The sequence below is a fragment of the Bacillus sp. FSL K6-1218 genome, from assembly GCF_038006445.1.
In the GTDB taxonomy this organism is placed as follows: Bacteria; Bacillota; Bacilli; order Bacillales; family Bacillaceae_G; genus Bacillus_A; species Bacillus_A thuringiensis_S.
Map to the genome: position 1 here is coordinate 770,352 of NZ_JBBOVE010000001.1, position 25,711 is coordinate 796,062.

Genomic DNA, 25,711 nt, shown 5'->3' on the forward strand with positions numbered 1-25,711 from the left:
ACTTCAAAGTTGAAAGTTTATAAAGAAAAGGAAGAGTAGTGAATACCTCTTCCTTTGTGGCGTGTTAATTTGTTTTCGTTTCTTTAATAGACTTCACTAATTTCATCATTTCCGCTCTTATATCTTCTCTTTTTACATTTAATTTTTCGGCGATTTGTTTCATGTCCATTCCGTCTTTTTTCATTTTTAATACATCATCAAGAGGGGTATTACTCTTTTGAGAGATGATTGTTAACACAGTAAGATGACGCAATTTGATGTTATATTCTTTCATTTTTTGTTTTAGCTGCTCCGGTGTGGATTTTTGCATAGTTGCTAACTGTTGTAGCAGTGCTTGCTTTGTTTCTTTACTCATATGATGCTTTTTCAGCTTACTTGGATCTACACCGAAATGCTCGGCTGTTTTCTCCCAAGATTTATTTTGCTTATAGTAAGATAAAACATCTTTTATTTCTTTTTTACTAATTCTTGCAATGTGAGCAGCTCTCCAAATTTCATGTTTGTTGTAGCCAAGTTTTTCTAGCGATTGCATTTCTTCTTCTGAAATTGGTTTATGGTGATGCATTGTTACTTCTTTTGGCGTGGCAGCGGAAGTAGGGAAGGTGGATATCCCGCATAATAATGCTGCCATAGTCATACTTACTACGATTTTTTTGTACATGTAAACTCCTCCTAGATGGATAATGTGGAAAACTGTACACATATCATTTCCATAAAATGTGAAATACTTGTGAACAAGTTAAGTTTTTTTATTCACAGCATGAAATGACGTTTTTAGAAGTTTTCCAACATAAAACATTGATTAATAGTAAAAAACTAAGGTATAATCGAAATTGAAAATCAATATCAATACTAACGATAAACTTATACATATAGATAAAATAAGGGAGAGATAAATATGACTACATATACTTCCATCGCTAATGTGATTAAAGAAAGGCGTTCTGTACGTACATTTACAGATAAAGCAGTAGAAAAAGATTTATTAATTGAACTATTAAACGATGCAACATGGGCACCAAATCATAAACACCGTGAGCCATGGAATTGTAAATTATACATTGGGGACGGCCGCAAGAAATTAGTAGACGCAGTATTAAACTCTTTCACAGAAGAAGAAAGAGCGAAACGCGGTAAAATTTTATCAGATCGTTTCTTAAGCACGCCTGCACAAATCGTTGTTTACATGAATGAAGACCCACGTCAAATTCAACGTGACGAAGATTACGCTGCAACATGTGCATTTATGCAAAACTTTCAGCTTCTTGCTTGGGAACGTGGATTAGGTTGTGTTTGGAAATCAGGCGGATTAAACTATAATCCATTATTTATAGAAGGACTTGGTTTAACAAGAGGTCAACGTATCGTTGGAATTCTTCACCTTGGCTATTTCGATAAAGCACCAGAAGGAAAAGCTCGTACTCCGATTACGGAGAAGATGGAGATTATTGAAGGTTAATAGATAAGACATTCTCGTTTTTGCGGGGGTGTCTTTTTATTATGCAATCAATCCTCATGAAAGCTTGTTCTCCATCATACACTTTCTTAAGGGAAAGTGTAAGGAGGGAAAATAATGAGAGCAAGTGACGATAAAGCACTGCAATATGCGATTGCGGAAATTACGGAAATTGCGACTGGATTTGGGCTTGATTTTTATCCGATGCGTTATGAAATATGTCCAGCGGAAATTATTTATACATTTGGTGCATATGGGATGCCGACGCGGTTTTCACATTGGAGTTTTGGAAAACAGTTTTTCAGAATGAAATTACAATACGATTTAGGTCTTAGTAAAATATACGAACTCGTTATTAACTCTGATCCATGTTACGCCTTTTTATTAGATACGAACTCTTTAATTCAAAACAAATTAATTGTAGCGCACGTTTTAGCACACTGTGACTTTTTCAAAAATAATATTCGTTTTTCAAATACGAAGCGAGATATGGTAGAAAGTATGGCGGCAACAGCGGACCGTGTTAAAGCATATGAGCATAAGTATGGAAAGGAAGAGGTAGAAACATTTTTAGATGCCGTACTTGCCATTCAAGAGCATATTGACCCATCGATTATGCGTCCAAAACTTGCGTGGAGTATTGAAGATTTAGAAGAGGATGTAGAAAAGAAAAAGATATCACAGTACGATGACTTATGGAATTTAGATGATCGAAACAAAAAGAGAGAACGACCTAATATGCATAAAAAGAAGAAAATTCCGCCGCAACCAGAGAAAGATTTACTCCTCTTCATTGAAGAATATAGCCGTGAGCTAGAAGATTGGCAGCGAGACATATTAACGATGATGCGCGAGGAAATGCTATATTTCTGGCCGCAGCTTGAAACAAAAATTATGAATGAAGGCTGGGCATCATACTGGCATCAACGCATACTCCGTGAAATGGACTTAACATCTTCTGAAGCGATTGAATTCGCAAAGCTTAATGCAGGTGTAGTTCAACCATCTAAAACAAGTATTAACCCATACTACCTCGGTATTAAAATGTTTGAAGATATAGAGGAGCGCTACAATAACCCGACAGAAGAAATGAAACGACGCGGTGTAAAACCAGGATCTGGCCGTGACAAAATCTTTGAAGTACGCGAGATCGAATGGGATGTATCATTCTTAAGGAACTACTTAAACAAAGATCTCGTAATGAGAGAAGATATGTACTTATTCCAGCGCCAAGGAAAAGAATATAAAGTAATAGATAAAGAGTGGGAACATGTACGTGATCAGCTTGTAAATATGCGTACAAATGGTGGCTTCCCGTACTTAGTAGTAGAAGATGGTGACTACTTAAAGAACGGAGAGTTGTACATTAAACATAGTTATGAAGGAATTGAGCTCGATTTAAAATACTTAGAAAAAGTACTGCCATACATTCATCAGTTATGGGGAAGAACGGTGCATATGGAGTCAATTGTGGAGAGTAAGGGCGTTGTGTTCTCTTATGATGGGAAGATGGTGCATCGGAAGTATGTGTGATGAAAAGAACGGACGTAGAATTCTATGTCCGTTCTTTTTATTTGGAACAAGGTTAAATATGCTATTCTTGAAAAAAGGGAGTTACATAGAGAAATGGAGCGATTCAAATGAGCAAAATAGGGGTATGCAAGATGGATATTACGCCTCCTGTAGGTATTGATTTTGTCGGATATTACAGAGAGACAGGAATAAATAATATTGAAGAGCATATTTATGGGACAGTTTTTGTATTTGAAAAAGATGAAATGAAAACTGTGTTTATAAGTATTGATAATATTGGGATGTTAGTAGAAGATACGAATATTATTCGTGAGCGAGTAGCGAGTACGCTTCATGTGCCATTTGAGCGAATAACAGTTGTTTATACACATACACATTCTGGTCCAGAAACAGTCGGTGAGCAACCTTTAGTAAAGTCGTATAAAACGATTTTAGTAAATAATGTAGTGCAAGGTGCGGTTACTGCGAATAACAACTTGAAGCTATGTGAAGTTGGCTGGGGTGTTACGACAGGTGATATTGGGGTCAACCGAAGAGAGAGAACATCTGATGGAAGAGCAAAGATGGGAACAAATATAGAGGGTGTTGTAGATAAACGAATTGGTATGCTAGCAATAAGAAATGCTGAAACGAAGGGGCTATCTGGGATTGTAGTATTTTGTACGGCGCATCCGAATGTTTTAAAAGGTGATAGCGATGTATTGTCAGCGGATTATCCGGGAATGACGAGAGAGATTCTTGAAAAGATTGTAAACTGTCCTGTTATTATTGTGCAAGGAGCTGCTGGTAATGTAAATGCGAAGTATCGTGGTTCAAGAGAAGCATTAAAGAAAATGGCTTATACACTTAGTGGACATGTATTAACGATGTTGCCAACAGTTGTATATAGCCCAATTGTAAATTTAAGAACAATTTCGAGTACGATACAAATGAAGTTGAAAGATATTCCTGAAATGAATGAGATACGAAGCATGGCTCAATTGGCGAAGAGGCAGTGGGGTGTGAATACAGATGAATGGCTTACTATCATTCTAGAGAAATATAAGCAAGGTATTCGGCAGTTACGTATTGATTTAGAAGTTCAACTGTTTCAAGTTAATGATGGTATGTTCTCTGGTATACCGATGGAACCTTTTTCAGAGACTGCGTTAGAAATGAAAGAGAGTCTTCAAAATGAAATAGTTTTTCTTGGTGGATATACGAATGGATATATTGGTTATTTACCGACAAGGGAAGAGTTTACATATGGTGGATACGAAGTAGAGCTAAACCCTGTTGTATATGGGCCTGTTACGAATTTATTGATGCCACCGGAGGAAAATACTGCGGAGCTAATTGTGAAGAAGGTTATGGGTTTATGTAATAAAATTAAGATTTAATGAGACAGATTTTTGAACGCAGAGTAAAGAATATGACTCATTGTTTGATTTTGTTAAGTCAACGTAAATAATAATGATAATCATTGTTATTTACGTTGACTTCTAAAAAAAGAAAAACTAGAATTTATAAAGGGATCTTCAATTGTTCGCTATCATTTGTATAGGAGGTAAGTTATGTTGGATAGCTTTATTTCTATAAGATGTAGGTTGGCTCTTTATAGTTTTGGTGTTCTTTTTATCTTTTTTTGTATAGTATTTTTTGTGAATCAGAAGGTGTATGCAGAAGATGTACCGTGGACATCAGTTTCAAATGAGGGAGAACGTGTACTTTTTCAAGAACAATCTTTGTATAGTAATGATCGAAGGGGAGAAGATCTTGTTTCACCTTCATTTGAAGGGCGTAAACATAATAGGGAAGATTGGGGAGCCTTTTTAGAAAATACAAAGTTAAATTATTCACCTAACATTCTTACCTATTCTGTTATAGGAATAGATGATCGAATACGGGTTAATGATACAACTTCATATCCGTATAGCGCCATAGTCCATATAGCAACTCAGTATAATAGCGGAGAAATTTATGGATGTACAGGGGCACTAATTAGTAAAGATACAGTGCTGGCAGCTGGACATTGTATTTACAATAAAGAAATTGGTGGATGGGCGACAAATGTTATTGTAACTCCAGGACGTAATGGAGGACAAGTACCGTATTTACCATATAAAGGAACAAAACTTTACTCGGTAAGTGGATGGACTGATAATGAAAATTCAAATTATGATTATGGAACGATTAAATTAAATGGGTCTCCTGGAGATTATACAGGTTGGTTGGGATATAGAACTACCTATGTAGATTCACCAAAAGGTTTACTTGCGGTGATTCCTGGATATCCAGCTGATAAGGTAGGAAATGAACGTTACACAATGTGGAGAGACTATGGTCCAATTGAAGGCGTTAACCCTAGAATTTTAACATATAAGATTGATTCTTATGAGGGGCAAAGTGGATCACCTGTATACCATTATTTTGATACAGGTATCAAAATAATAGCTATTCATACAAGAGGAAATAAAAATAAGAATTCTGGAAATCGGATAACAGACAATGTGTTTAATAATATTAAAAAATGGTCTGAATAAATATAGTAATTCTATTTGGATTTTGTATTGCATATTGGTCATAATCATGATGTCTAGTTATATAGCAAATAACGAGGAGAATGTTAGTAAAGTTGTTAATCCTATAACTTTCTGTGTTCAAAATAAAGAGAAACAACAGATAAAAGACTTTGAAATTATGCTTATAAAAGATGAATCACCTCAGCCTAGTAAAGAAATCGTGATTTCAATAGGGAGAACTAATCAAGAAGGAAAATTGATTTGGAAGACTCCTAGAAAAGGAAAGTATATAATTTTACTGCCGAATAATGAGAAAAAAGAGATTGTGATTAATGATAGAAATGTAGTTGAATTAATAATGATTAACGTAAATTAATAAAAATAGGCCGAAACCAATTATATGGTTGATTCGGCCTATTTTTATATGATTTAGAAAAAGTGTGAAGTAAGTATAAAATTTAGGCTAAAAATTAAAAACTTTACGACATACCCTTTAGGGTATATGATATTATACAAAGTTACAAAGTAATGTATAATATAGTTATAAATACGGAGGTGGTCTACAGTGGAATATAATCAAGATATGAAAAATAGATTGAAACGCATTGAAGGTCAAGTTCGTGGTGTGCTTCGTATGATGGAAGAAGGAAAAGATTGCCGAGAAGTTATTACACAGTTAACGGCATCTCGTTCTGCCCTTGATCGTACAATTGGACTCGTTGTTGGAACGAATTTAGAGCATTGTTTACGTGAACAGTTTGAAAGTGGCAATGGTTCAAATGAAGAGTTAATTAAAGAAGCTGTTCAATTACTTGTAAAAAGCCGATAATCTGTCAAACGTAAGTGTTGACAGATTTTCAAAAACATTTTAATATACCCCTACAGGTATATGTATATAAATTGTGGAGGAATCGATTATGAGTATAAAAGTGGATATGAGTTTAGATTGTAAAGGTTTGGCTTGTCCGATGCCTATTGTGAAAACGAAGAAGGCGATAGAAGGATTAGCACCAGGGCAGGTGATTGAAGTTAAGGCAACAGATAAAGGATCTACGGTAGATATAAAAAGTTGGACGAGTAAAGTAGGACATCAATATATCGGGACGAAACACGAGGGTGATGTATTGGTGCATTATGTTAGGAGAGCAAACGAGCATGAAGTGAATGAAATTGTGAAATATCCTCATACAATTACGAATGCAGAATTACAGTTTATATTGTCTCATGGAGAAGAGAGCATTGTATTAGATGTTCGCGAAGCAGCGGAATTTGCTTTTGGCCATATTCCATCCGCCATTTCGGTACCATTAGGTGAATTAGACAGCGCAGTGTTAGATGAGACGAAGCAAATTTATGTTATTTGTCGAACTGGTAACCGTAGTGATGTAGCTTGCCAAATGTTGAATGAGAAAGGTTATTTAAATGTGAAAAATGTCATTCCAGGTATGGTAGAGTGGCAAGGGAATATAGAGAAGTAAATTTTTTTGAATAAAAATATACCTATGGGGGTAATGAAGTGAATGTTAAACCGTTACAAGCAAAAGATGTGGCAGAGAAAGTTTTATTCGGAGAGTTATTCATTTTAGATGTTCGTAATGAGGCGGATTATGAAGATTGGAAAATTGAAGGGAAACAAGTTTCTTCTATTAATGAACCTTATTTTGACTTGTTAGATGGTGTAGATCATATTGTAAGTGAATTACCTAAAGATAAAGATGTTTTAGTAGTATGTGCAAAAGAAGGGTCTTCTATATTTGTGGCAGAGCAATTAACAGAGGCGGGATTAGAAAATATTTATTATTTAGCTGGTGGTATGAAGGCTTGGAGTGAATATGTAAAGCCTATAAAAGTTGGAGATTTAAAAAATGGCGGAAGTATGTATCAGTTTAACCGCCTAGGAAAAGGCTGTTTATCTTATATGGTCGTTTCAAACGGTGAAGCAGCAGTTATTGATGCAGTAAGAACGGTTGAAGCATATGAGGAGTTTGCGAAAGAGCATGGCGTTACGATTACGAATGTAATGGATACACATTTACATGCAGACCATATTTCTGGTGGACGTAAGTTAGCTGAAAAGGTAGGTGGTACGTATTGGTTACCGCCAAAAGATGCCGAGGAAGTCGCTTTCTCATATGAACCGCTTGTAGAAGGATCTGTTATTACGGTGGGGGGTACAAAAATTGAAATTGACGCGTTATACTCACCAGGGCATACGATTGGAAGTACGTCATTCATTGTAGATGATTCTTATTTATTATCAGGCGATATTTTATTTGTAGATTCAATCGGGCGTCCTGATCTTGCTGGTAAGGCTGAAGATTGGGTGAGTGATTTAAGAAATACGTTATATACATTTTATAAGGAACTGTCTCAAGATTTAATTGTTTTACCAGCTCATTATTCAAAAATAAGTGAAATGGATGAAAGAGGCATTGTGAGTGCGAGCTTACAAGATCTATTTAAAGAGAATGTAGGGTTAAATATTGCTGATGAAGTAGAGTTTCGTAAAACTGTGACAGAAAACTTACCGCCACAACCAAATGCATATGAAGAAATTCGTCAAACGAATATGGGGAAAATTCATCCGAGTGTGGAAGAAGAGCGTGAAATGGAGATTGGTCCAAATCGCTGTGCAGTGCATGAGTCATTATAAAAATAACAAATTGGAGGAATTGATGATGAATATAAAACAAGTATTAGATGCGAAGGGTTTAGCATGTCCAATGCCAATTGTAAGAACAAAGAGAGCAATGGATGCTTTACACACTGGAGAAGTGTTAGAAATACATGTAACGGATAAAGGGTCAATTAAGGATATTCCAGCGTGGGCAAATAAAATTGGTCATGACATCGTAAAGCATGTAGAAGAAGCTGATGTGCTGAAGTTTTGGATTAAGAAGGCGTAGGAAAAAATATTGTTATAAATGCAGAGAGGGTGGTTATATGAACACAATAGTAAGTACGCTTTTCATTGTACTTGCTGCATGGTTTGTTATTTCACGATTTTTACCAGTGAAAGGTGTGCAAAATATCAGTGGAAAAGAATTAAAGAATATAGTGGAAAAAAAGGAGAAACAACTTATCGATGTTCGTACAGTAGGTGAATATAGAGGAAATCATATGAAAGGATTTCAGAATATCCCGTTAAATGAGTTAGCTAGTAAAGCAAATCAATTAGATAAAAATAAGGAAGTAATCGTTATTTGTCAGAGCGGGATGAGAAGTAAGCAAGCAGCAAAGGTATTAAAGAAATTAGGGTTTCAGCACGTTATGAATGTTTCAGGTGGTATGAACGCTTTGTAAGGAAGGAATAGAAAAATGAAAGAAATAACAGCGAAAGAAGTAGAGGAAAGATTGTTACGAAATGAAGAGTTACATGTAATTGATGTTCGTGAAGTAGAAGAAGTGGCGGAAGGAAAAATGCCAGGAGTGATTCCTATTAGGTTAGGATTACTAGAGTTTCGAATGCATGAGTTGGATAAAAACAAAGAGTATATTATCGTTTGTCGCTCTGGCGGAAGAAGTGCAAGAGCAGTTCAGTTTTTAGAGAGCTACGGTTTTCAAGCAATCAATATGGTAGGTGGTATGTTAGCGTGGGAAGGTAAAGTCGTATAAGAATGGGGTAAATGATTTCAGCTTTTTATAAACAAATAAATACCCCTATAGGTAATTGGAGGGAGAACAACATGGAACAACGGAATAAAACAACAATCGTTTTATTTAGCGGAGATTATGATAAAGCGATGGCTGCTTATATTATTGCAAATGGTGCAGCGGCGTATGATCAAGAGGTGACTATTTTTCATACTTTTTGGGGATTAAATGCTCTAAGGAAAGATGAACATGTGAAGGTAAAGAAAACTTTTATAGAAAAAGTATTTGGAAAAATGATGCCGCGCGGTGCTGATAAGATGGGATTATCAAAAATGAATTTTGCAGGTATGGGACCAAAGATGATTAAAGGTATTATGAAAAAACATAATGCGATGCCTTTACCAGATTTAATAGATTTGGCGAAAGAACAGGGGATTAAACTTGTAGCTTGTCAAATGACAGTAGATTTATTAGGGTTAAAAGAGGAAGAGATTATGGAAGGGGTAGAGTTTGCAGGAGTAGGAGCTTATTTAGCAGATGCTTCGGACGGGAATGTGAACTTATTCATTTAAATCACCTTCTTTTTAGAAGGCGGGGGATATAAGGTGAGTTTAGTCGTATTACTTTTTATAATTGGGTTTATAGGATCGTTTATATCAGGAATGGTTGGAATTGGCGGTGCGATTATTAATTATCCGATGATCTTATACATTCCGGCATTGCTAGGATTTGCGGGATATACATCACACGAAGTGAGTGGTATTACAGCGGTGCAAGTATTCTTTGCAACTTTTGCAGGGGCATGGGTCTATCGGAAAAGTAATGATATGGATAAAACATTAGTTGTGTATATGGGAGCTAGTATATTAATAGGAAGTTTTATAGGAAGTTTTAGTGCAAATCTACTAAATGAACATGCTGTAAATGTTGTTTATACAGTATTAGCGACCATTGCAGCTATGATGATGTTTGTACCGAAGAAAAATAATAGCGGAGCAGTTAATTATAATAAATGGTTAGCAAGTGTGTTAGCGTTTATTGTAGGAGGTGTTTCCGGTATTATTGGGGCTGGCGGTGCATTTCTTCTAGTTCCTATTATGCTAGTTATTTTAAAATTACCACTGCGCATGACGATAGCAACTTCTATTGCTATTACGTTTATTTCCTCAGTAGGGATTACGACTGGAAAAGTGATAACTGGGCAAGTAGTTGTAATTCCAGCCCTTATTATTGCGGTTGCAAGTATCTTTGCTGCGCCGCTTGGAGTGCGAGTTGGGAAGAGGATAAATCAAAAAGTACTACAATATATGTTATCGATTTTAATTGTCGGCACTGCTGTTAAGATGTGGATCGATATGATATCAAAATAAAAGGATGGTGCTGCTTACAGCCCATCCTTTTATTTATTGCCCGTAAACCTCACGGATTATAGTTTTACTTTATGCCCAAATAACTTTCATTAAGTTTTTATATTCGTCATTTGCTAATTTATATAGCATTCTCGTATGTTCAAAGACAAGTGCTGGATTAAAGTTTGGTTCTGAGAATGCAAGAGATGCTGAAATATCAATTGCGTTTTGCTTGTTTAATGTGAATTTTGCAAAGCGATAAGATGTGTTTAATTCATTGATGACATGTAAAATATCATTTGTTGATGTTGCATCAGGCACGTGAGCAACATTGAAGCAGTATATATCCACCGTAGGATGTTCGTTTTGGAAAGCGGCGATAAGTTGAATTTTTGCGCCAGCTTCTGTCTCTAATCCTACTGAAAAATGAACAGAGCCATCATTTTCATCTATATTTTCTTCCATGTATATATCGTTGGATTTTAAGTAGTCTTTAAAATCTGAGATGTTATGTTTTACTGCAGCTTTCATATGTATGAGCCCCCTGATAATTGGAATAGATTGCTACTATTTATTATAATTTAAAAATATTAAAAAAGATAGTTAGAAAGTTCTGATTTTTGATTCTGAAGAAATAAAAAGAAGCCGTACTCTACCTCCATAGAGTACGGCTTCTTTACTATTCATTGTCGTTAGACGATGTTTCTGTATCTTCACTGCTATTTTTGTTCTTATTTTTCACTTCATTGTTACTTGATCCGCGTTCACTTGAATTTTCAGACTTAGATTCTTTTGTCTTTTTCGAATCAGAGTCTGAGTCAGACTTTGTATATGCAGGTAGCCCGAGATGAGTACGAAGTTCATTTGTAACATTAGCTAATTCTTTTTTATCTGGATTGTAGTAGTAAGTTCGACCACCACCAGCAGATTTGCTACAAGTATCGTCACCTTTTGCCATATAGCAATCATCACCTTGGATTTGTAATTTCTCAATTTCCGAATCCGATCCGTACTTATAGAATGAAAGCATATCATCAAACGTTAAGTTTGTAACGAATTGTCCGTTAATATCATCAATGATGTTGCCAACTTTTGTTACAGAACCAGCATTTGTTAGTTTCTTTAAAATAGCTTCGATAACGAGTTGTTGACGTTGTCCACGCATTGCATCACTATCGATGTGTCTTGTTCTAGCAAGAGCAAGAGCTTCTTCGCCATTTAACTTTTGAACACCTTTTTCTAGGTGAATTGCCTCAGCATTATCATTGCTATCTTGCTCAGTAAATTCAACTGGTACATCAACTTCAACACCGCCCAAGTCATCGACGATTTTTATAAATGATTTAAAGTTAAATTTCACAAAATAATCGACAGGAACATTCATTAATTTTTCAACTGCATCAATGCTTGCTTGTGGTCCACCATTTTTCCCGTTTTTAGCAGAACCGAATGCATGAGCGTGTGTAATTTTATCTTTTTTCTTTTCTATTGGAATATAAGTATATGTGTCACGTGGGATACTTAATAGTTTAACAGTTTTGCTATCTTTATTAAATGTTGCAAGTAAAAGCGCATCTGTTCTTATAGCTTCCCCATATTCTTTTCCTCGGACATCGCTTTCATCAACACCCATTATTAAAACAGAGACGTTATTTGTAATAGGTTTTACAGCTTTATCTCGTAAATCTGATTTATCACCGCGTGCTAAATCGTGTGCGGCATTTCGAACAGCAGAAGATGCTTTATTTACTAAAAACCAAGTATAACCGCCGCCTATTAATAGAACGAATAGTATAGCGCTTATAATAATTTTTATTTTTTTCTTGTTTTTTTTCGGGTTACTGCGTGTATTTTCTTGCAAAGATGGGTTTTGCTCCATTTCCTGTACTCCTTCATTTGGATTGAAATACGACACTCATATCCACTTATTATAATGAAATTTAGCGAAAAAAAACATTACAAATCATTTACATTTCGTAAAAATTCAATTTATTTATAAAAAGTCAGATTTTCTATATATTCTTTTTTAGATGTAGAATAAGTATAAGGGCTTTTAGTAGAAATGAAAACATATATTATGAGAAAGTGATAGGGAAGTAAGATTTGTTGAAATATAGCCAAGAAGAAATGAGTAGGTTTACTTGTTTCTTCTATATAATAAAGAAGAATTTGACGGATAAAGGAGAGGACATAATGAATCATACATCATTCCGAGCAATCGTTGTGAACGAAACAGAAAATAAGCAGTTTGTAAGAAACGTTGTCGAGAGAGAAGTAAATAGTTTGCCTGAGGGGGACGTATTAATACAGGTTCATTATTCTTCATTAAATTATAAAGATGCGCTTTCAGCTACTGGTAATAAAGGTGTTACGAGAACATATCCTCATACGCCAGGAATTGATGCAGCAGGGGAAGTTGTGAGTAGTGAAGATGCTACTATTAAGGTAGGAGATCAAGTCATTGTAACGGGATATGATTTAGGGATGAATACTTCTGGTGGTTTCGGAGAATATATTCGCGTGCCGGCATCTTGGATTGTCCCTTTACCAGAGGGAATGTCATTAAAGGAAAGTATGATGTATGGGACAGCAGGTTTTACTGCTGCTTTGTCGGTATATAAGCTTATTGGAGTAGGAATCAAGCCTAGTATGGGAGATGTTTTAGTAACGGGTGCTACAGGCGGCGTAGGCAGTGTAGCTGTTAGTATATTAAGTAAGTTAGGGTTTAACGTAGTAGGAGCGACAGGAAAAATGGAAGAGGAAGATATGCTACTACGTCTAGGAGCGAAAAAAGTGATTCATCGCGCGGAATTGAATGATGAATCAGGAAGACCGATGTTAAAAGGGATATACGCCGGAGTTATCGATACTGTAGGTGGACGTATGTTAGAAACAGCTTTAAAAACAGTAAAGTATGGTGGTTGTGTAACGACATGCGGTAATGTGGCAGGCCAGGAACTACAAACAACGGTATATCCGTTTATTTTACGAGGCATAAGCCTTTTAGGGGTAGATTCAGTGCAATGTCCAGTAGATGTGAGAAGAGATGTGTGGACATTGTTAGCGGATGAGTGGGAAAATTCAAAGTTAGCGTCTTATACAGAAGAATGTACATTAGAAGAATTAGATGAGAAGTTTGTACTTATATTGCAAGGAAAGTTAAAAGGAAGAACAGTTGTTAAAATAAAGTGAAAAAAGAGACGCTTAATGTAGCGTCTCTTTTCTTCATTATAATGATTGTTTTAAATTGATTTTTCCTTGTTCACCTAAAACACCGTCAGCAATATTTACAGCGTGATCGCCAATGCGTTCTAAGTTACTTACCATATCGACGAAGATGATACTTGCATCACCTGAACAGCTACGCTCGTTTAGACGTAATACGTGACGTTTACGAAGAACACGTTCCATTTGGTCGATTTTGCGTTCTTTTGCAATAACAGTTTGAGCCAGTTCAGTATCGAAGTTTGTTAAAGCTTCAACTGAGTCTTGCAGTGTTGAAATCGTTAATTCCAGCATTTCGTTTAATTCACCTAATGCTTCGTCTGATAGTGAAACACGATTTGAAATTTGGAAATCTACAAGTTCTACAAGATTTTCTACATGATCACCAACACGTTCAATATCTCCAACAACACCTGCTAAAACGGAATGTTTTTCAGAATCCGTAGGTGAAAGCGGCTTTTCAGATAGTAGAACTAAATACTCGGTAATTTTTTTATCTAAATTGTTAATAGCTCCTTCTAATTGAGTAGCCATGTTTGCGTGTTTTTTGTCTTGTGTATTTAAAAATTGATTTGCTTCTTTTAATCCATGTAATGAGAACTCAGCCATACGGATAATCTCTTTTTGAGCTTCAGTTAAAGCGATGGCTGGAGATTGTTCAATAAAGATTGGATTTAAATGTTGTGGTTTGAAGTCAATCGCTGCATCTTCACCACGAATAATTTTTGTTACGATCCATGCTAACACTGCAATGAACGGGAATTGAATGATAGTATTTGTTACGTTAAATGTTCCGTGTGCAAATGCAATTGTCATTTCTGGATTTAAGTTTAATGATGTTTGGAAATATTGAATTAAGCTTGTAAATGGTACTAATAAAATCGTAAATATAATTGTACCGACGATATTAAAGATAACGTGAACTAATGCTGCACGTCTTGCGGCAATAGAAGTACCGATTGCTGCTAATACAGCTGTAATTGTTGTACCGATGTTATCACCGAATAATACAGGAAGGGCAGCTTGTAAATCAATTGCACCTTGACCGAATAATTCTTGCAAAATACCGATTGTTGCGCTTGAGCTTTGTACAATTAAAGTGAAGACTGTACCGACAACAACTCCTAAAATTGGGTTATCACTCATACTAACCGTTAATTCTTGGAATGATTCTAAGGAGCGAAGAGGTTTCATACCTGCGCTCATTAATTCCAAACCGAAGAATAACATACCAAAGCCGAATATAACTTGACCTAAAGAATGTACTTTTTTATTTTTAAAGAAGAATAATAAGATAGCTCCAACTGCCATAATTGGGAGAGCGTATTCTCCGATTTTAATTCCGATAATAAATGCAGTAACTGTCGTACCGATGTTTGCACCCATAATAACACCAATTGCTTGTCTTAATGTCATAAATCCTGCACTTACAAGTCCGACTGTTAAAGCGGTTGTTCCTGAGCTTGATTGGATTAATACCGTAACTAACATACCTGCTAGTACACCCATGAGTGGGTTTGTTGTAAAACGATCTAGAATATCGCGAAGACGATCTCCAGCTGCTTGTTGCAGTCCATCGCCCATGTATTTAATCCCGAATAAGAAAATACCTAATCCACCAATGAACTGGAAGATCATATCTTGAACATTATATTCCACGCATTCCACTCCTTAAATTTCATGTACGATGTAATTATTAACTGAACCTTGATTCACTGTAAACGGTTTGCTAGTAAAATTTACACTAAATTTACAAAGGGTAGAAAAGTTTACAATACCTTAAAGAAACAGCTGTATTTTATTGGTTTTCATCTTGTATAAAACTTAATTTTGTAAAGAAATCATACTTTTTAGAATAGTATTGTTCAGTTGAATATCAAGGAAAGTGTCTGCGAGTTCATCGTATATTTTTTGATGAAAGTTAAAAAAATATGTAGGAAAATGCATGTAGTTTTATAACGGTAAAACGAGGAAAACAATTTTTTTTACACGATAAAAAAGCCACTGAATTATCCAGCAGCTTTTTCCGTGTTTTTATCGCCATACTTTTGTTTTCTTATGCTTGTAATGTAAATGAAGAGAAAAGCAATAAGTAATAGAGAGGAGTAACGATATACAGTTGCATAGTTTGTAAAATGAGCCATAAATCCAAATATAATCGCTCCAGCGCCGATTCCAAGGTCAAATGCGGAGAAGAATGTAGCTGTTGCTACGCCGCGTCGATGCGGTGCTACGCGGTCAATCATCCATGCTTGTAGTGCAGGTTGGATCGCTCCAAAACCACTTCCGTAACATGCTGCAGCAATAATTAAGCTCGGAATTGTCGTCGTATACGACAATAAAATAATGCCTGTAAACGTTATAATAACTCCCGGAATGATGACGAATGTATGGCCTTTCGCATCATATAGCTTTCCAGAGAATGGACGAGTTACAGCGATTGCTAGTGCGTTACATAAAAAGAAGAGACTAATATCAGCTATGCCGACTTCTGTAGCAAATAGTGTTATAAAACTTCCGATTCCTCCGTACATTAATGTAATACATAATATTAATAATGAAGGAAGTAAAGCTTTACGCTCAATAAATCCATCGAGAAAAGAACTAGATGATTGTTGTGGAGGCTGTTTCGTTTTTTGGATTTGAAGTAGTTTCGTTAATATTAATGAAACAATTGTGCACGATAATGCACATAAAAAAAGAATTGTGAAGTTATATGTTTGCATAAGCCATAGTCCGATAAGTGGACCGAGGGCCATTGCGATTGTTCCAGAAAGACCAAAATATCCCATGCCTTCTCCGCGGCGAGCTGAGGGAATTAAATCAGAAACGACAGTTCCATATGTAGTCGTTGTAATACCGAAACCAGCTCCGTGTAAAATACGAACAGCAAGCAAGAGAAAGATTGTTGAGGCGAAAAGGTAACTGCCCATAGCGAGTAAACAAATAGCAGTACCGATCATTAAGATGATTTTTTTATTAAATTTTTGCAAGGCGTTCCCAGTTAGCGGTCTAACAAAAAGTGCCGCAACGGTAAACATGCCGACAACAAATCCGATATTGGAACTTGTGCCACCAATTTCTTTCACATAAACAGGTAAGGTTGGAATTAACATTTGAAACCCTAAAAACATACATAAGTTTGCAAAAATTAAAGCAACAAACTCTTTTGTCCATAACGGTTCTCGTTTTACGAGTATTGCTTCTCCCATATATTCATCCCCTATATAAAATTTTCCCGCTATTAACGGGCAGTAAAACTCCCACCTCAAAATCGGACTGGAGCAAAGAAGTTAGGTGGGAGATCAACTGCCCGTAAATGCCCGATTGGTTCAACTAATAATCAGTGGGGGATGAACACCCCCCTCACTGATTAAAGTTTCACTGTATCTCTTTTCTTTCGAGTATATGTATTGGCCAATGCAACAGTCAAGGAAGGTGTCTTGAAAACGGATAACAATTTTTAAGGCGAAAAACTGACAAATTTGTGTAAAAGCTACACAACTATGAAAAAAAGATGTAAAGTATAGATGTATAGACTTGTAGGTGTTAAGAATGATAGAAATTGTTTTTTCTTTAAAGAAAGCGGATTCAAAAGAGTAGTGAACAAGAAGGGGAGATATACTTTTTCACTACATATATTTGAAAAGGTTTACAATATGATGAAGAAAGAGGCGTGTACATATGAGACGATTAGGTATTTCTATTTATCCAGAACATTCAACAGTAGAGAAAGATAAGGAGTATTTAACATTAGCAAGTAAATATGGATTTACACGTGTGTTCACATGTTTATTGTCTGTGGATGGAGAAAAAGAGAAAATTATAGAAGAATTTAAAGAAACGATTTCTCATGCGAATGCATTAGGGTTTCAGGTATTAGTTGATATTAGTCCGTCTGTTTTTGAACAATTAGGTATTTCGTATAATGATTTATCATTCTTCCATGAATTAGGTGCGTACGGTATTCGTTTAGATGTCGGTTTCTCAGGATTAGAAGAATCAATTATGACTTATAATCCATATGGTTTGAAAATTGAGATTAATATGAGCAATGGTACGAAGTATGTAGATAACATTATGAGCCATAGACCAAATCGCGAAAATTTAATTGGTTGCCATAATTTTTATCCGCATCGTTATTCAGGATTATCATACGATCATTTTATTAAATGCTCGAAACAATTTAAAGATTACGGTATGAGAACGGCTGCTTTTATTTCATCATTTGATGCAACATATGGACCTTGGCCAGTAACAGAAGGATTATGTACGTTAGAGCAGCATCGTGAATTACCGATGACAACACAGGCAAAGCATTTATTCGCGACGGAATTAATTGATGATGTTATTATTGCAAACGCATATGCATCAGAAGAAGAATTACAAGCACTAGGTGCATTAAATAAAGAGAAACAAACATTTGATATAGAAATATATGATACAACGACAGAACTAGAAAGAATTATCGTATTAGACGAACCACATTTTTATCGCGGAGATGTATCTGAATATATGATTCGTTCTACACAAAGTCGTGTGAAATATAAAAAAGAAGAGTTTAAACCTCATAATACGCGTGAAATTAAGCGTGGAGATTTATTAATTGATAATGAACAATATGGCCAGTATAAAGGCGAATTACAAATTGCATTAAAAGATATGGTGAATACAGGAAAAACAAATGTAGTTGGTCGAATTGTAGAAGAAGAGATTTTCTTACTAGACTATTTACAAGCATGGGATAAATTTGGATTCACGTTAAAGAAATAGAGGGAATATAAAGGGGAAAAACTACTGATTTCAGCAGCTTTTCCCCCTTTATATATAAAGAGCGAGAGGAAGAGCTATGACAAAGGTGCATCAGCGATTAATTTCTATTTTAGAGGAGTTTTTAGAAGAGAAATCGATGTTAAATCGAGCTTTTTTAGCGGGCCGTTTACATGTATCGACGAAGACGATTCAAAAGGATATAAAATTATTAAATGATATATTGGAAGAAAACGGAGCGAAAATCGAATCGCAAAGAGGGACTGGGTACGAATTAGAAATTATACAAACGAAGAAATTTGAAGACTTTTGTGTGAGCCTATTTCAAAAACAGACGGAAAAGATCCCAACTTCTTATGAAGAAAGAATAGCGTATATTCTGCAGCGTGTTTTAACGACAGAGGGATATGTGAAGCTTTCAGAATTAGCAGAAGAGATTTATGTGAGCAAATCAACGGTCAATTTAATTATGAAAGATGTTACAGATATATGTGGCCGCTATAAATTACAAATTGAGAAGAGACCGTATTATGGTATACGTATTGTTGGAGAGGAATTTAATATTCGTTCTTGTTTATCACAATATGGTTTACCGCGTTATGGCCATACTCCGTTTCATGAGCAATTTGAGCAGACGGAGACATATTTATCGCTACCTCATATATCACTCATTCGTTCAATTATATTAAAGTATATTGAAGGTGGAACAATATATTTATCTGATATAGAAATTGATAATTTAGTCATTCATATTGCAATCGCATTAAAGCGTTGTCAAAGTCAACATTATATGAAAGAACTGCATGCGGAGCAATCAGAACTTATAATAAAGAAAGAATATACAATTGCGAAGCAGATTTTAGGAGATTTAGAGAAAGAGTTAAAATTTTTATTTCCAGAAGAAGAAGTATTATATGTGACGATGCATTTATTAAGTACTGCTGTTACAACGAGAGATCGCTATGAAAATGTAGAAGAGCTATTAGGAAAAGATATATATGCATTTATGCAACATATTCTTTTTAAAGTAGCGGAAGAACGGAATCTTATTTTTTATTATGATGAAGAATTATTATTTGGATTTGGTATTCATTTAAAAACGTTATTAAATCGTTTGAAGTATAAGTTAAATACGAGAAATCCTCTTTTGGCAGAAGTGAAAAAGAATTATCCGTATGCTTTTGAAATTGCGGTTCTTGTTGGAGATATCATTGGTGAATATACGGGTGAATCGATCCCTGAAAGTGAAATTGGTTATATTGCTATTCACTTCGGCGGAGCGATGAGCCGTTTGCAGGAGCAGAATCAAAAGAAAAGATGCTTATTAGTTTGTGCGACTGGTCAAGGAAGTGCACAACTATTGAAATATAAAATTTTATCACAGTTCCGAGATAAATTAGAGATTGTAGGTATTACAGGTTATTATCAATTGAAAGTAGAAGATATTTATAAAGAAAAAATAGATTGTATTATTAGTACGATTCATATACCGAGTGGTTTGCCTGTGCCAGTTATAAAAGTGAATTCAATATTTGATGATAAAGAGATTAAATTGATTGGTCAGCGGTTGTTTACGCATGTGAATACGAGTGTGCAGCCTTATATTAAGGAAGATTTAATTTTCTTAAATCATAGTGCTTCTACGAAAGAGGATGTTATTCAGTTTTTATGTGAGAAAGCTGCTGAGAAACATTATGTACAAGAAAACTTTTATGCTTCTGTTATGGAAAGAGAAAATACGTCTCCGACAGCGGTTGGGAATTCAGTTGCAATCCCGCATCCGATGCAGTTATTAAGTGAGGAAACTTTTTTGATGTTTTGCACACTTGAAAAGGCTGTTGATTGGGGAGATAAAAAAGTACAAGTAATTATTTTATTTAGTGTAAAGCGCAATAATAATGAAGATTTGCAAAGGCTTTATGATTTTTTATATGATATTATGTCTAGTCAAAGTGTGATAGAGAAGCTAACTCAGACCGAGGTGATTGAAGATTTTCAAGAGATTTTATTATCATTTTGAAAAAGTATATAAAAACTTCCGTTACATAACGGAAGTTTTTTATGTTTAATTGTATGCGTTTTCATAATAAGATAAAAATATAGAAAACATATAGCTTGGGGGAATTTAAAATGACTGATATGCAAACTCCATTTGCGTTAATTTTACATGGTGGCAACGCGAGAAGCGCGGCGCTTGAAGCAATCGCTTTTGCAAGACAAGGAGATTTTGAGAATGCGGGTGAAAAGATGGAACTTGCTAGTGAAGAAATTTCAGCAGCTCATCGTATTCAAACGGATTTAATTCAAGAAGAGGCAAGAGGAAATCATGCAGAAATCAGTTTACTGTTAGTGCACGCACAAGATCATTTAATGAATGCAATTACAGTGAAAGAACTAGCTGAAGAATTTATTACTCTTCATAAACGAGTGGAAGAGAAAGTGACAGTATAAGATGTATATTTTATTATGTTGTGCAGCAGGTATGTCAACGAGTATGGTCGTAAGAAAAATGCAAGAAGAGGCAAAGAAACAGGGGAAGAATTATAAAATTAAGGCGGTTGATTCAGAACTCGTGAAACTTGAAATTAAGGAAGCTGATGTCGTTTTAATTGGTCCACAAGTGAAATATTTATTTCCAGCTGTAGAGTTTCTTGCAAACTCATACAACATACCAGTTGCAATTATAGACCAACGAGATTATGGCATGTGTGATGGTTTGAAAGTACTGAAGCAAGCAGAACAATTAGTCTTAGTATAATTATATCTTTTTAAATATAAACATTATAATGTTATAAAGTTTATTTCATTCTTTTATAGTAGAGAGAAAGAGGAGGGCTATTGATGAATGGGTTTATGAGTTTTATGGAACAAAAGATTATGCCAACAACGCAAAAGATTGCAGGACAACGACATTTATTGGCAATTCGAAATGGGGTTATTTCTACATTACCGTTAACGATCGTCGGGTCATTTTTCGTTATCTTTTTAAATTTACCAATTGATGCATATATGGAATGGATTGCACCGTTTCGCCATATTTTAGATATTCCATTCCGATTTACAGTAGGACTAATGGCCTTATACGCAGCGTTTGGTGTAGGGGCTTCGCTCGCGAACTTTTATCAGCTCAATCAATTAAGTGCAGGGCTACTATCTGTACTCGCCTTTTTACTAGCATCAGTTGAACCAATTCAAATTACGAAAGCTGTACCAGGTGTTATTGATGCAGGTCGATATATTTCAGTAGGAACATTAAGTGCAACGTCTTTATTCGGCGCAATTGTTACAGCATTAATTGCAGTAGAAATTTATCATTTTATGATTAAGCATAATATCTCAATAAAATTACCAGACAGTGTACCACCAGCAGTTTCAAATTCGTTTGCAGCATTAATTCCAACATTAGTAGTTATTCTTTTATTCTGGGGCATTCGCTACGGTTTGAAATTCGATGTAAATACAACAATTACATACTTAATCGCACCATTAAAATCAGTACTAGTAGGAAATAACTTATTCGGTGGTTTATTAACAGTATTCTTAATCGTGTTCTTCTGGTCATTTGGTATACATGGACCGGCGATTTTAGGACCAATCATTCGTCCGATGTGGGATTCAGCAATTCTTGAAAATATGGAAGTGTTCACGGCTACAGGAAATGCACATCAGTTACCAAACTTATTTACAGAGCAATTCATTCAATGGTTCGTATGGATTGGCGGATCAGGATCAACGTTAGCTTTAGTAATTATGTTTATGTTCTCTAAATCTAAGTTCCTAAAAGAGTTAGGTAGATTATCATTCGTACCAGGTTTATTCAATATTAACGAGCCAATTATTTTCGGGGCTCCGATTGTAATGAACCCAATCTTAATTATTCCGTTCGTTATTACACCGCTAGTGACAACGACAGTATCATATTTCGCAGTTGTTTCAGGTATGATTCCACTCATGATGGCGAAACTGCCATTTACGATGTTAGCACCAATTGCAGCGATTATTAGCACGGACTGGACAATTATGGCTGGTGTACTTGTACTTGTTAACTTTGCGATCTCATTCGTTATTTACTATCCATTCTTCAAAATGTATGAGAAACAACAATTAGCAGGAGAGGAGAAAACAGAATGCTCGGAGCAATTATCATCTTAATTACATTCGTGATCGGGCAGTGTATTGCCCATTATTCGAAATGGGTACAAAGTAAATCTTTATTAGTGTTACTACTAGTATCAGTTTTATTAATCGGTTGTTCAATGGGTGCATATGTAATGTTAGGATTGCAATCACCGTACGTAATTATTGTACCGACAATTTTATGTGCAACGTGTTTATCTGCAAAATATAGATTTACGAGCATGGCATTAATACAACGTGTGAAGGAGATGCAAAAGCATGGAGCGTAAATTAGGGATTTCACTTTATCCAGAACATTCAACGAAAGAAAAAGATATGGCTTATATTTCCGTAGCGGCACGACACGGTTTTTCAAGAATATTTACTTGTTTGTTATCTGTGAATCGTCCGAAAGAAGAAATTGTAGCTGAATTTAAAGAGATTATTAATCACGCAAAAGATAACAATATGGAAGTTATTTTAGATGTAGCTCCGGCTGTGTTTGATCAGCTTGGTATTAGTTATAGCGATCTATCATTCTTCGCAGAGTTAGGCGCAGACGGTATTCGTTTAGATGTAGGCTTTGACGGGTTAACGGAAGCGAAAATGACGAATAATCCGTACGGTTTACAAATTGAGTTAAATGTAAGTAACGATATTGCGTACTTAGAAAATATTCTTTCGCATCAAGCAAATAAATCAGCTTTAATTGGTTGCCATAATTTTTATCCGCAAAAATTCACTGGTCTTCCGTACGATTATTTCATTCGCTGCAGTGAACGCTTTAAAAAGCATGGTATTCGCAGTGCAGCCTTTATTACATCACATGCCGCAAACATCGGTCCATGGGATATTAACGACGGATTATGTACGTTAGAAGAGCATCGTAATTTACCAATTGAAGTACAAGCGAAGCATTTATGGGCAACAGGGCTAATCGATGATGTCATTATCGGAAATGCTTATGCGAGTGAGGAAGAGTTAGAGAAACTAGGAAACTTAAATCGCTACATGTTACAGCTAAAAGTGCACTTTGTAGACGAAGCGACTGAAGTAGAGAAGAGAGCGACGCTGCAAGAATTACACGTAAGACGCGGCGACATAACAGAGTATATGGTACGTTCTACAGAAGTACGTAAAAAGTACAAAGACTATGACTTCCCAGTGCGTGAAAGTGTGCTGCAGGAAAGAGGGCAAGTTGTAATTGGTAATAACTCATTCGGAAAGTATAAAGGTGAACTGCAAATCATTTTAAAAGAAATGCCGATAGATGAACGGAAAAATATCGTCGGTACAATTGCGGAAGAGGAGTTATTCTTACTAAATTATGTAGGAGCTTGGACGCAGTTTACTTGTGTGGAATAGGGAAGATAGGGGGCGTTCCAAATTTTGGACCGCCTTTTTAATATTAAAGTACTTTTAACGTCAAAATTTGTCGGTAAATCGATATCTCTTGTCGAATCGTTGATATATTATAAGTTACGATAGATATATTCGAAAAATCGTTGATATATTGTAGGTTACGATAGATATATTTGAAAAATCGTTGATATAATTTCATTTACTATGTCATTTTTCAGTAGTTTAATAGAGTAAAAAAAGAGCCAGCCTCAACGATGAGACTGACTCTTTTTTACTGACTAGTTTAATACTTTAACTGTAACTGTTTTACGTCCCCAGCTACTTGATGAACCTTTATCTGGCATTAAAACGTCGATTTTATTACCTTTAATAGCTCCACCAGTATCACCAGCGATTGCTACTCCGTAACCTTCAACCCATACTTTTGAACCTAATGGAATGACACTTGGATCAACTGCAATTAGTTTCATGTTTGGATTAGCTGTTAAGTTGTGGCCTAAAGCTGATTTTACTTGGTCGCCTGCTTTATAACCATTTTCAAGTGGATCTGCTGTATAAGCTGTTGCTACAACACGTAACTCACGAGAAGATGATGGTGCACTAGTTTCAGTTTCTTTTGCAACAGGTTGTTGTGTAGCTGGTTTTTGAGTTTTAGCCGCTTCACGAGCTTTAGCTGCTTCTTGAGCCTTAGCCGCTTCACGAGCTTCAGCTGCTTCTTGAGCCTTAGCTGCTTCACGAGCTTCAGCTGCCTCTTGAGCTTTAGCCGCTTCACGAGCTTTAGCTGCTTCTTGAGCCTTAGCCGCTGCTTGAGCTTCAGCATCTGCTTGAGCTTTAGCTGCTTCACGAGCTTTAGCCGCCTCTTGAGCTTTAACTTCTGCTTGAGCTTCAGCATCTGCCTGAGCTTTAGCTGCTTCTTGAGCCTTAGCTGCTTCACGAGCTTTAGCCGCTTCTTGAGCTTTAACTTCTGCTTGAGCTTCAGCTGCTTCGCGAGCTTTAGTTGCTTCCACTGCTTTAGCTTTTGCTTGAGTTTCAGCTACTTCCTGAGCTTTAACTGCTTCACGAACTTTAGCTGTATCTTGAACTGTAGTTGTTTTTTCAACTTTAACTACTGGTTGAACTTTAACTGGTGCTTTACCTGTTAAGTAAGGAACATGAACATAAGCTGTTTTTCCGTTATATTCAAATTGAATCCAATCATTTTGTACTTGGTGTGTTGTTTCGATTACATCATCTTTTTTCAACTTACCAAGAATCTCTGAGTCTGTGTTTGCTCCAGCACGTACGTTTAATACGTTTGCTGTTACGTAGTAAGTGTCTTTTGTATAGTCAGCGCTTATGAAAGCTTCTTTACCGCTATTCAATTGAACTTTTGACCAACCATTTTCTGTATGTAAAACATTTACTTTATATCCATCTAATAATTTTCCTACAACTTTTGATTCAGTAGTTGGGTTTTCTCGTACGTTTAGTACGTCAGTCGTTACGATCGTTTCTGCTTTAGCAGATGTTGTGAAAATCCCAAGACCAAAAACCGCTGCTGTTGCTATACCCATAAATTTTTTCATAATAGCCTCCATTGCATTTGTTTTCGTTGACCTCATTATAGCAACCATTATTTTCTTATTTGCGAAAAACATAAAATTACAAAGCTTTCGTAACGGGGCATTAATATTCTGTAACAATTCCATAAATATCCTGATAGCGCTTCCTTGTTGTTTTTTGGCGTATTAGGGCATATGGAACACAAAATGAGTAGTATTTCAATTACTGTAACATTAATAATGTTACAGTAATGTTTCTTGGAG

Annotated in this window: 27 protein-coding genes; 21 read left to right on the top strand and 6 right to left on the bottom strand. The window is 35.7% G+C overall.

All coding sequences use genetic code 11. From position 1 onward, the window contains the following. Positions 1–64: 64 nt before the first annotated feature. Positions 65–661 (bottom strand): hypothetical protein, encoded by a 597-nt coding sequence (locus MHI26_RS03980; RefSeq protein ID WP_000277040.1) that lies wholly within the window; start codon positions 659–661, stop codon positions 65–67. Between the two features lie 237 nt (positions 662–898). Here MHI26_RS03980 and MHI26_RS03985 point away from each other — a divergent pair, with 237 nt between their 5' ends. From MHI26_RS03985 to MHI26_RS04045, 13 genes are all read left to right on the top strand, one after another. Next, the gene (locus MHI26_RS03985; protein ID WP_061667649.1) at positions 899–1,459 is read left to right on the top strand and encodes a nitroreductase family protein; all 561 of its coding nucleotides are present in this window, start codon (positions 899–901) and stop codon (positions 1,457–1,459) included. A 114-nt stretch (positions 1,460–1,573) separates the two neighbouring features. Further along, complete coding sequence (gene spoVR, locus MHI26_RS03990; protein WP_061667648.1) at positions 1,574–2,989, top strand: stage V sporulation protein SpoVR; 1,416 nt, start codon at positions 1,574–1,576, stop codon at positions 2,987–2,989. A gap of 107 nt (positions 2,990–3,096) precedes the next feature. After that, complete coding sequence (locus MHI26_RS03995; RefSeq protein ID WP_042972344.1) at positions 3,097–4,368, top strand: neutral/alkaline non-lysosomal ceramidase N-terminal domain-containing protein; 1,272 nt, start codon at positions 3,097–3,099, stop codon at positions 4,366–4,368. A 174-nt stretch (positions 4,369–4,542) separates the two neighbouring features. Next, entirely contained in the window at positions 4,543–5,511 is a 969-nt protein-coding gene (locus tag MHI26_RS04000; RefSeq protein ID WP_061667647.1) for a trypsin-like serine peptidase, read from the top strand. Further along, a complete protein-coding gene (locus tag MHI26_RS04005) occupies positions 5,477–5,866 on the top strand; it encodes a DUF2606 family protein (RefSeq protein ID WP_061667646.1) in 390 nt (129 codons plus the stop codon). The genes MHI26_RS04000 and MHI26_RS04005 overlap by 35 nt, the downstream gene beginning before the upstream one ends. A 189-nt stretch (positions 5,867–6,055) precedes the next feature. Next, positions 6,056–6,319: a metal-sensitive transcriptional regulator gene (locus MHI26_RS04010; protein WP_000456202.1), complete on the top strand. Its 264-nt coding sequence runs from the start codon at positions 6,056–6,058 to the stop codon at positions 6,317–6,319. Between the two features lie 88 nt (positions 6,320–6,407). Next, the gene (locus MHI26_RS04015; protein WP_061667645.1) at positions 6,408–6,968 is read left to right on the top strand and encodes a sulfurtransferase TusA family protein; all 561 of its coding nucleotides are present in this window, start codon (positions 6,408–6,410) and stop codon (positions 6,966–6,968) included. 38 nt (positions 6,969–7,006) lie between these two features. Further along, positions 7,007–8,143 (top strand): MBL fold metallo-hydrolase, encoded by a 1,137-nt coding sequence (locus tag MHI26_RS04020; protein ID WP_061667644.1) that lies wholly within the window; start codon positions 7,007–7,009, stop codon positions 8,141–8,143. Positions 8,144–8,165: 22 nt separating this feature from the next. Further along, positions 8,166–8,396: a sulfurtransferase TusA family protein gene (locus tag MHI26_RS04025; RefSeq protein ID WP_003306356.1), complete on the top strand. Its 231-nt coding sequence runs from the start codon at positions 8,166–8,168 to the stop codon at positions 8,394–8,396. A 37-nt stretch (positions 8,397–8,433) separates the two neighbouring features. After that, the gene (locus MHI26_RS04030; RefSeq protein WP_001092537.1) at positions 8,434–8,793 is read left to right on the top strand and encodes a rhodanese-like domain-containing protein; all 360 of its coding nucleotides are present in this window, start codon (positions 8,434–8,436) and stop codon (positions 8,791–8,793) included. Positions 8,794–8,808: 15 nt separating this feature from the next. Beyond that, a complete protein-coding gene (locus tag MHI26_RS04035) occupies positions 8,809–9,105 on the top strand; it encodes a rhodanese-like domain-containing protein (RefSeq protein WP_000659148.1) in 297 nt (98 codons plus the stop codon). A 71-nt stretch (positions 9,106–9,176) separates the two neighbouring features. After that, on the top strand, positions 9,177–9,656 hold the full coding sequence (locus MHI26_RS04040; RefSeq protein ID WP_061667643.1) for a DsrE/DsrF/DrsH-like family protein: 480 nt from the start codon (positions 9,177–9,179) through the stop codon (positions 9,654–9,656). Between the two features lie 33 nt (positions 9,657–9,689). Then, a complete protein-coding gene (locus tag MHI26_RS04045; protein ID WP_061667642.1) occupies positions 9,690–10,454 on the top strand; it encodes a sulfite exporter TauE/SafE family protein in 765 nt (254 codons plus the stop codon). A 69-nt stretch (positions 10,455–10,523) separates the two neighbouring features. On the opposite strand, the gene MHI26_RS04050 is transcribed toward MHI26_RS04045, so the two are convergent. Together MHI26_RS04050 and MHI26_RS04055 are read right to left on the bottom strand one after the other, a co-directional pair. Beyond that, positions 10,524–10,964: a hypothetical protein gene (locus tag MHI26_RS04050; RefSeq protein WP_000642361.1), complete on the bottom strand. Its 441-nt coding sequence runs from the start codon at positions 10,962–10,964 to the stop codon at positions 10,524–10,526. A gap of 148 nt (positions 10,965–11,112) precedes the next feature. Continuing rightward, on the bottom strand, positions 11,113–12,312 hold the full coding sequence (locus MHI26_RS04055) for an LCP family protein (RefSeq protein WP_000437429.1): 1,200 nt from the start codon (positions 12,310–12,312) through the stop codon (positions 11,113–11,115). Positions 12,313–12,539: 227 nt separating this feature from the next. On the opposite strand from MHI26_RS04055, the gene MHI26_RS04060 reads away from it, so the two are divergent. Continuing rightward, positions 12,540–13,625, top strand: a complete 1,086-nt coding sequence (locus MHI26_RS04060) for a YhdH/YhfP family quinone oxidoreductase (RefSeq protein ID WP_141526866.1) — start codon at positions 12,540–12,542, stop codon at positions 13,623–13,625. Between the two features lie 36 nt (positions 13,626–13,661). Here MHI26_RS04060 and MHI26_RS04065 read toward each other — a convergent pair whose 3' ends face one another. Together MHI26_RS04065 and MHI26_RS04070 are read right to left on the bottom strand one after the other, a co-directional pair. After that, on the bottom strand, positions 13,662–15,317 hold the full coding sequence (locus tag MHI26_RS04065; protein WP_061667640.1) for a Na/Pi cotransporter family protein: 1,656 nt from the start codon (positions 15,315–15,317) through the stop codon (positions 13,662–13,664). Positions 15,318–15,667: 350 nt separating this feature from the next. Further along, on the bottom strand, positions 15,668–16,870 hold the full coding sequence (locus MHI26_RS04070; protein WP_061667639.1) for an MFS transporter: 1,203 nt from the start codon (positions 16,868–16,870) through the stop codon (positions 15,668–15,670). Between the two features lie 472 nt (positions 16,871–17,342). On the opposite strand from MHI26_RS04070, the gene MHI26_RS04075 reads away from it, so the two are divergent. The 7 genes from MHI26_RS04075 to MHI26_RS04105 all read left to right on the top strand — a co-directional run bounded on the left by MHI26_RS04075 (position 17,343) and on the right by MHI26_RS04105 (position 23,909). Further along, a complete protein-coding gene (locus MHI26_RS04075) occupies positions 17,343–18,431 on the top strand; it encodes a DUF871 domain-containing protein (protein ID WP_001253348.1) in 1,089 nt (362 codons plus the stop codon). Positions 18,432–18,507: 76 nt separating this feature from the next. Further along, on the top strand, positions 18,508–20,448 hold the full coding sequence (locus MHI26_RS04080; protein WP_000169803.1) for a BglG family transcription antiterminator: 1,941 nt from the start codon (positions 18,508–18,510) through the stop codon (positions 20,446–20,448). Positions 20,449–20,558: 110 nt separating this feature from the next. Continuing rightward, a complete protein-coding gene (locus MHI26_RS04085; protein WP_000131324.1) occupies positions 20,559–20,879 on the top strand; it encodes a PTS lactose/cellobiose transporter subunit IIA in 321 nt (106 codons plus the stop codon). A gap of 1 nt (position 20,880) precedes the next feature. Continuing rightward, the gene (locus tag MHI26_RS04090; protein WP_000275644.1) at positions 20,881–21,186 is read left to right on the top strand and encodes a PTS sugar transporter subunit IIB; all 306 of its coding nucleotides are present in this window, start codon (positions 20,881–20,883) and stop codon (positions 21,184–21,186) included. 83 nt (positions 21,187–21,269) lie between these two features. Continuing rightward, positions 21,270–22,580 carry a PTS sugar transporter subunit IIC gene (locus tag MHI26_RS04095; RefSeq protein WP_001013057.1) on the top strand — a complete coding sequence of 437 codons (1,311 nt, stop codon included), beginning with the start codon at positions 21,270–21,272 and terminating at the stop codon, positions 22,578–22,580. Beyond that, on the top strand, positions 22,556–22,834 hold the full coding sequence (locus MHI26_RS04100; protein WP_000900042.1) for a hypothetical protein: 279 nt from the start codon (positions 22,556–22,558) through the stop codon (positions 22,832–22,834). The genes MHI26_RS04095 and MHI26_RS04100 overlap by 25 nt, the downstream gene beginning before the upstream one ends. Beyond that, entirely contained in the window at positions 22,824–23,909 is a 1,086-nt protein-coding gene (locus MHI26_RS04105; RefSeq protein WP_000440073.1) for a DUF871 domain-containing protein, read from the top strand. Before MHI26_RS04100 ends, MHI26_RS04105 begins: the two co-directional genes overlap by 11 nt. A gap of 275 nt (positions 23,910–24,184) precedes the next feature. Here the strand turns inward: MHI26_RS04105 and entC are convergent, their stop codons facing one another. Beyond that, positions 24,185–25,594, bottom strand: coding sequence for a cell wall-binding protein EntC (gene entC, locus MHI26_RS04110; protein ID WP_000421972.1), 1,410 nt, complete (start codon positions 25,592–25,594; stop codon positions 24,185–24,187). Positions 25,595–25,711: the final 117 nt, after the last annotated feature.

Bases quoted from the DNA above. Each gene is read 5' to 3' on its own strand.
- MHI26_RS03980 (WP_000277040.1), bottom strand. From the start codon at position 661: ATGTACAAAAAAATCGTAGTAAGTATGACTATGGCAGCATTATTATGC.
- MHI26_RS03985 (WP_061667649.1), top strand. From the start codon at position 899: ATGACTACATATACTTCCATCGCTAATGTGATTAAAGAAAGGCGTTCT.
- spoVR (WP_061667648.1), top strand. From the start codon at position 1,574: ATGAGAGCAAGTGACGATAAAGCACTGCAATATGCGATTGCGGAAATT.
- MHI26_RS03995 (WP_042972344.1), top strand. From the start codon at position 3,097: ATGAGCAAAATAGGGGTATGCAAGATGGATATTACGCCTCCTGTAGGT.
- MHI26_RS04000 (WP_061667647.1), top strand. From the start codon at position 4,543: ATGTTGGATAGCTTTATTTCTATAAGATGTAGGTTGGCTCTTTATAGT.
- MHI26_RS04005 (WP_061667646.1), top strand. From the start codon at position 5,477: ATGTGTTTAATAATATTAAAAAATGGTCTGAATAAATATAGTAATTCT.
- MHI26_RS04015 (WP_061667645.1), top strand. From the start codon at position 6,408: ATGAGTATAAAAGTGGATATGAGTTTAGATTGTAAAGGTTTGGCTTGT.
- MHI26_RS04025 (WP_003306356.1), top strand. From the start codon at position 8,166: ATGATGAATATAAAACAAGTATTAGATGCGAAGGGTTTAGCATGTCCA.
- MHI26_RS04030 (WP_001092537.1), top strand. From the start codon at position 8,434: ATGAACACAATAGTAAGTACGCTTTTCATTGTACTTGCTGCATGGTTT.
- MHI26_RS04035 (WP_000659148.1), top strand. From the start codon at position 8,809: ATGAAAGAAATAACAGCGAAAGAAGTAGAGGAAAGATTGTTACGAAAT.
- MHI26_RS04040 (WP_061667643.1), top strand. From the start codon at position 9,177: ATGGAACAACGGAATAAAACAACAATCGTTTTATTTAGCGGAGATTAT.
- MHI26_RS04050 (WP_000642361.1), bottom strand. From the start codon at position 10,964: ATGAAAGCTGCAGTAAAACATAACATCTCAGATTTTAAAGACTACTTA.
- MHI26_RS04055 (WP_000437429.1), bottom strand. From the start codon at position 12,312: ATGGAGCAAAACCCATCTTTGCAAGAAAATACACGCAGTAACCCGAAA.
- MHI26_RS04070 (WP_061667639.1), bottom strand. From the start codon at position 16,870: ATGGGAGAAGCAATACTCGTAAAACGAGAACCGTTATGGACAAAAGAG.
- MHI26_RS04075 (WP_001253348.1), top strand. From the start codon at position 17,343: ATGAGACGATTAGGTATTTCTATTTATCCAGAACATTCAACAGTAGAG.
- MHI26_RS04080 (WP_000169803.1), top strand. From the start codon at position 18,508: ATGACAAAGGTGCATCAGCGATTAATTTCTATTTTAGAGGAGTTTTTA.
- MHI26_RS04085 (WP_000131324.1), top strand. From the start codon at position 20,559: ATGACTGATATGCAAACTCCATTTGCGTTAATTTTACATGGTGGCAAC.
- MHI26_RS04090 (WP_000275644.1), top strand. From the start codon at position 20,881: ATGTATATTTTATTATGTTGTGCAGCAGGTATGTCAACGAGTATGGTC.
- MHI26_RS04095 (WP_001013057.1), top strand. From the start codon at position 21,270: ATGAATGGGTTTATGAGTTTTATGGAACAAAAGATTATGCCAACAACG.
- MHI26_RS04100 (WP_000900042.1), top strand. From the start codon at position 22,556: ATGCTCGGAGCAATTATCATCTTAATTACATTCGTGATCGGGCAGTGT.
- MHI26_RS04105 (WP_000440073.1), top strand. From the start codon at position 22,824: ATGGAGCGTAAATTAGGGATTTCACTTTATCCAGAACATTCAACGAAA.
- entC (WP_000421972.1), bottom strand. From the start codon at position 25,594: ATGGAATTGTTACAGAATATTAATGCCCCGTTACGAAAGCTTTGTAAT.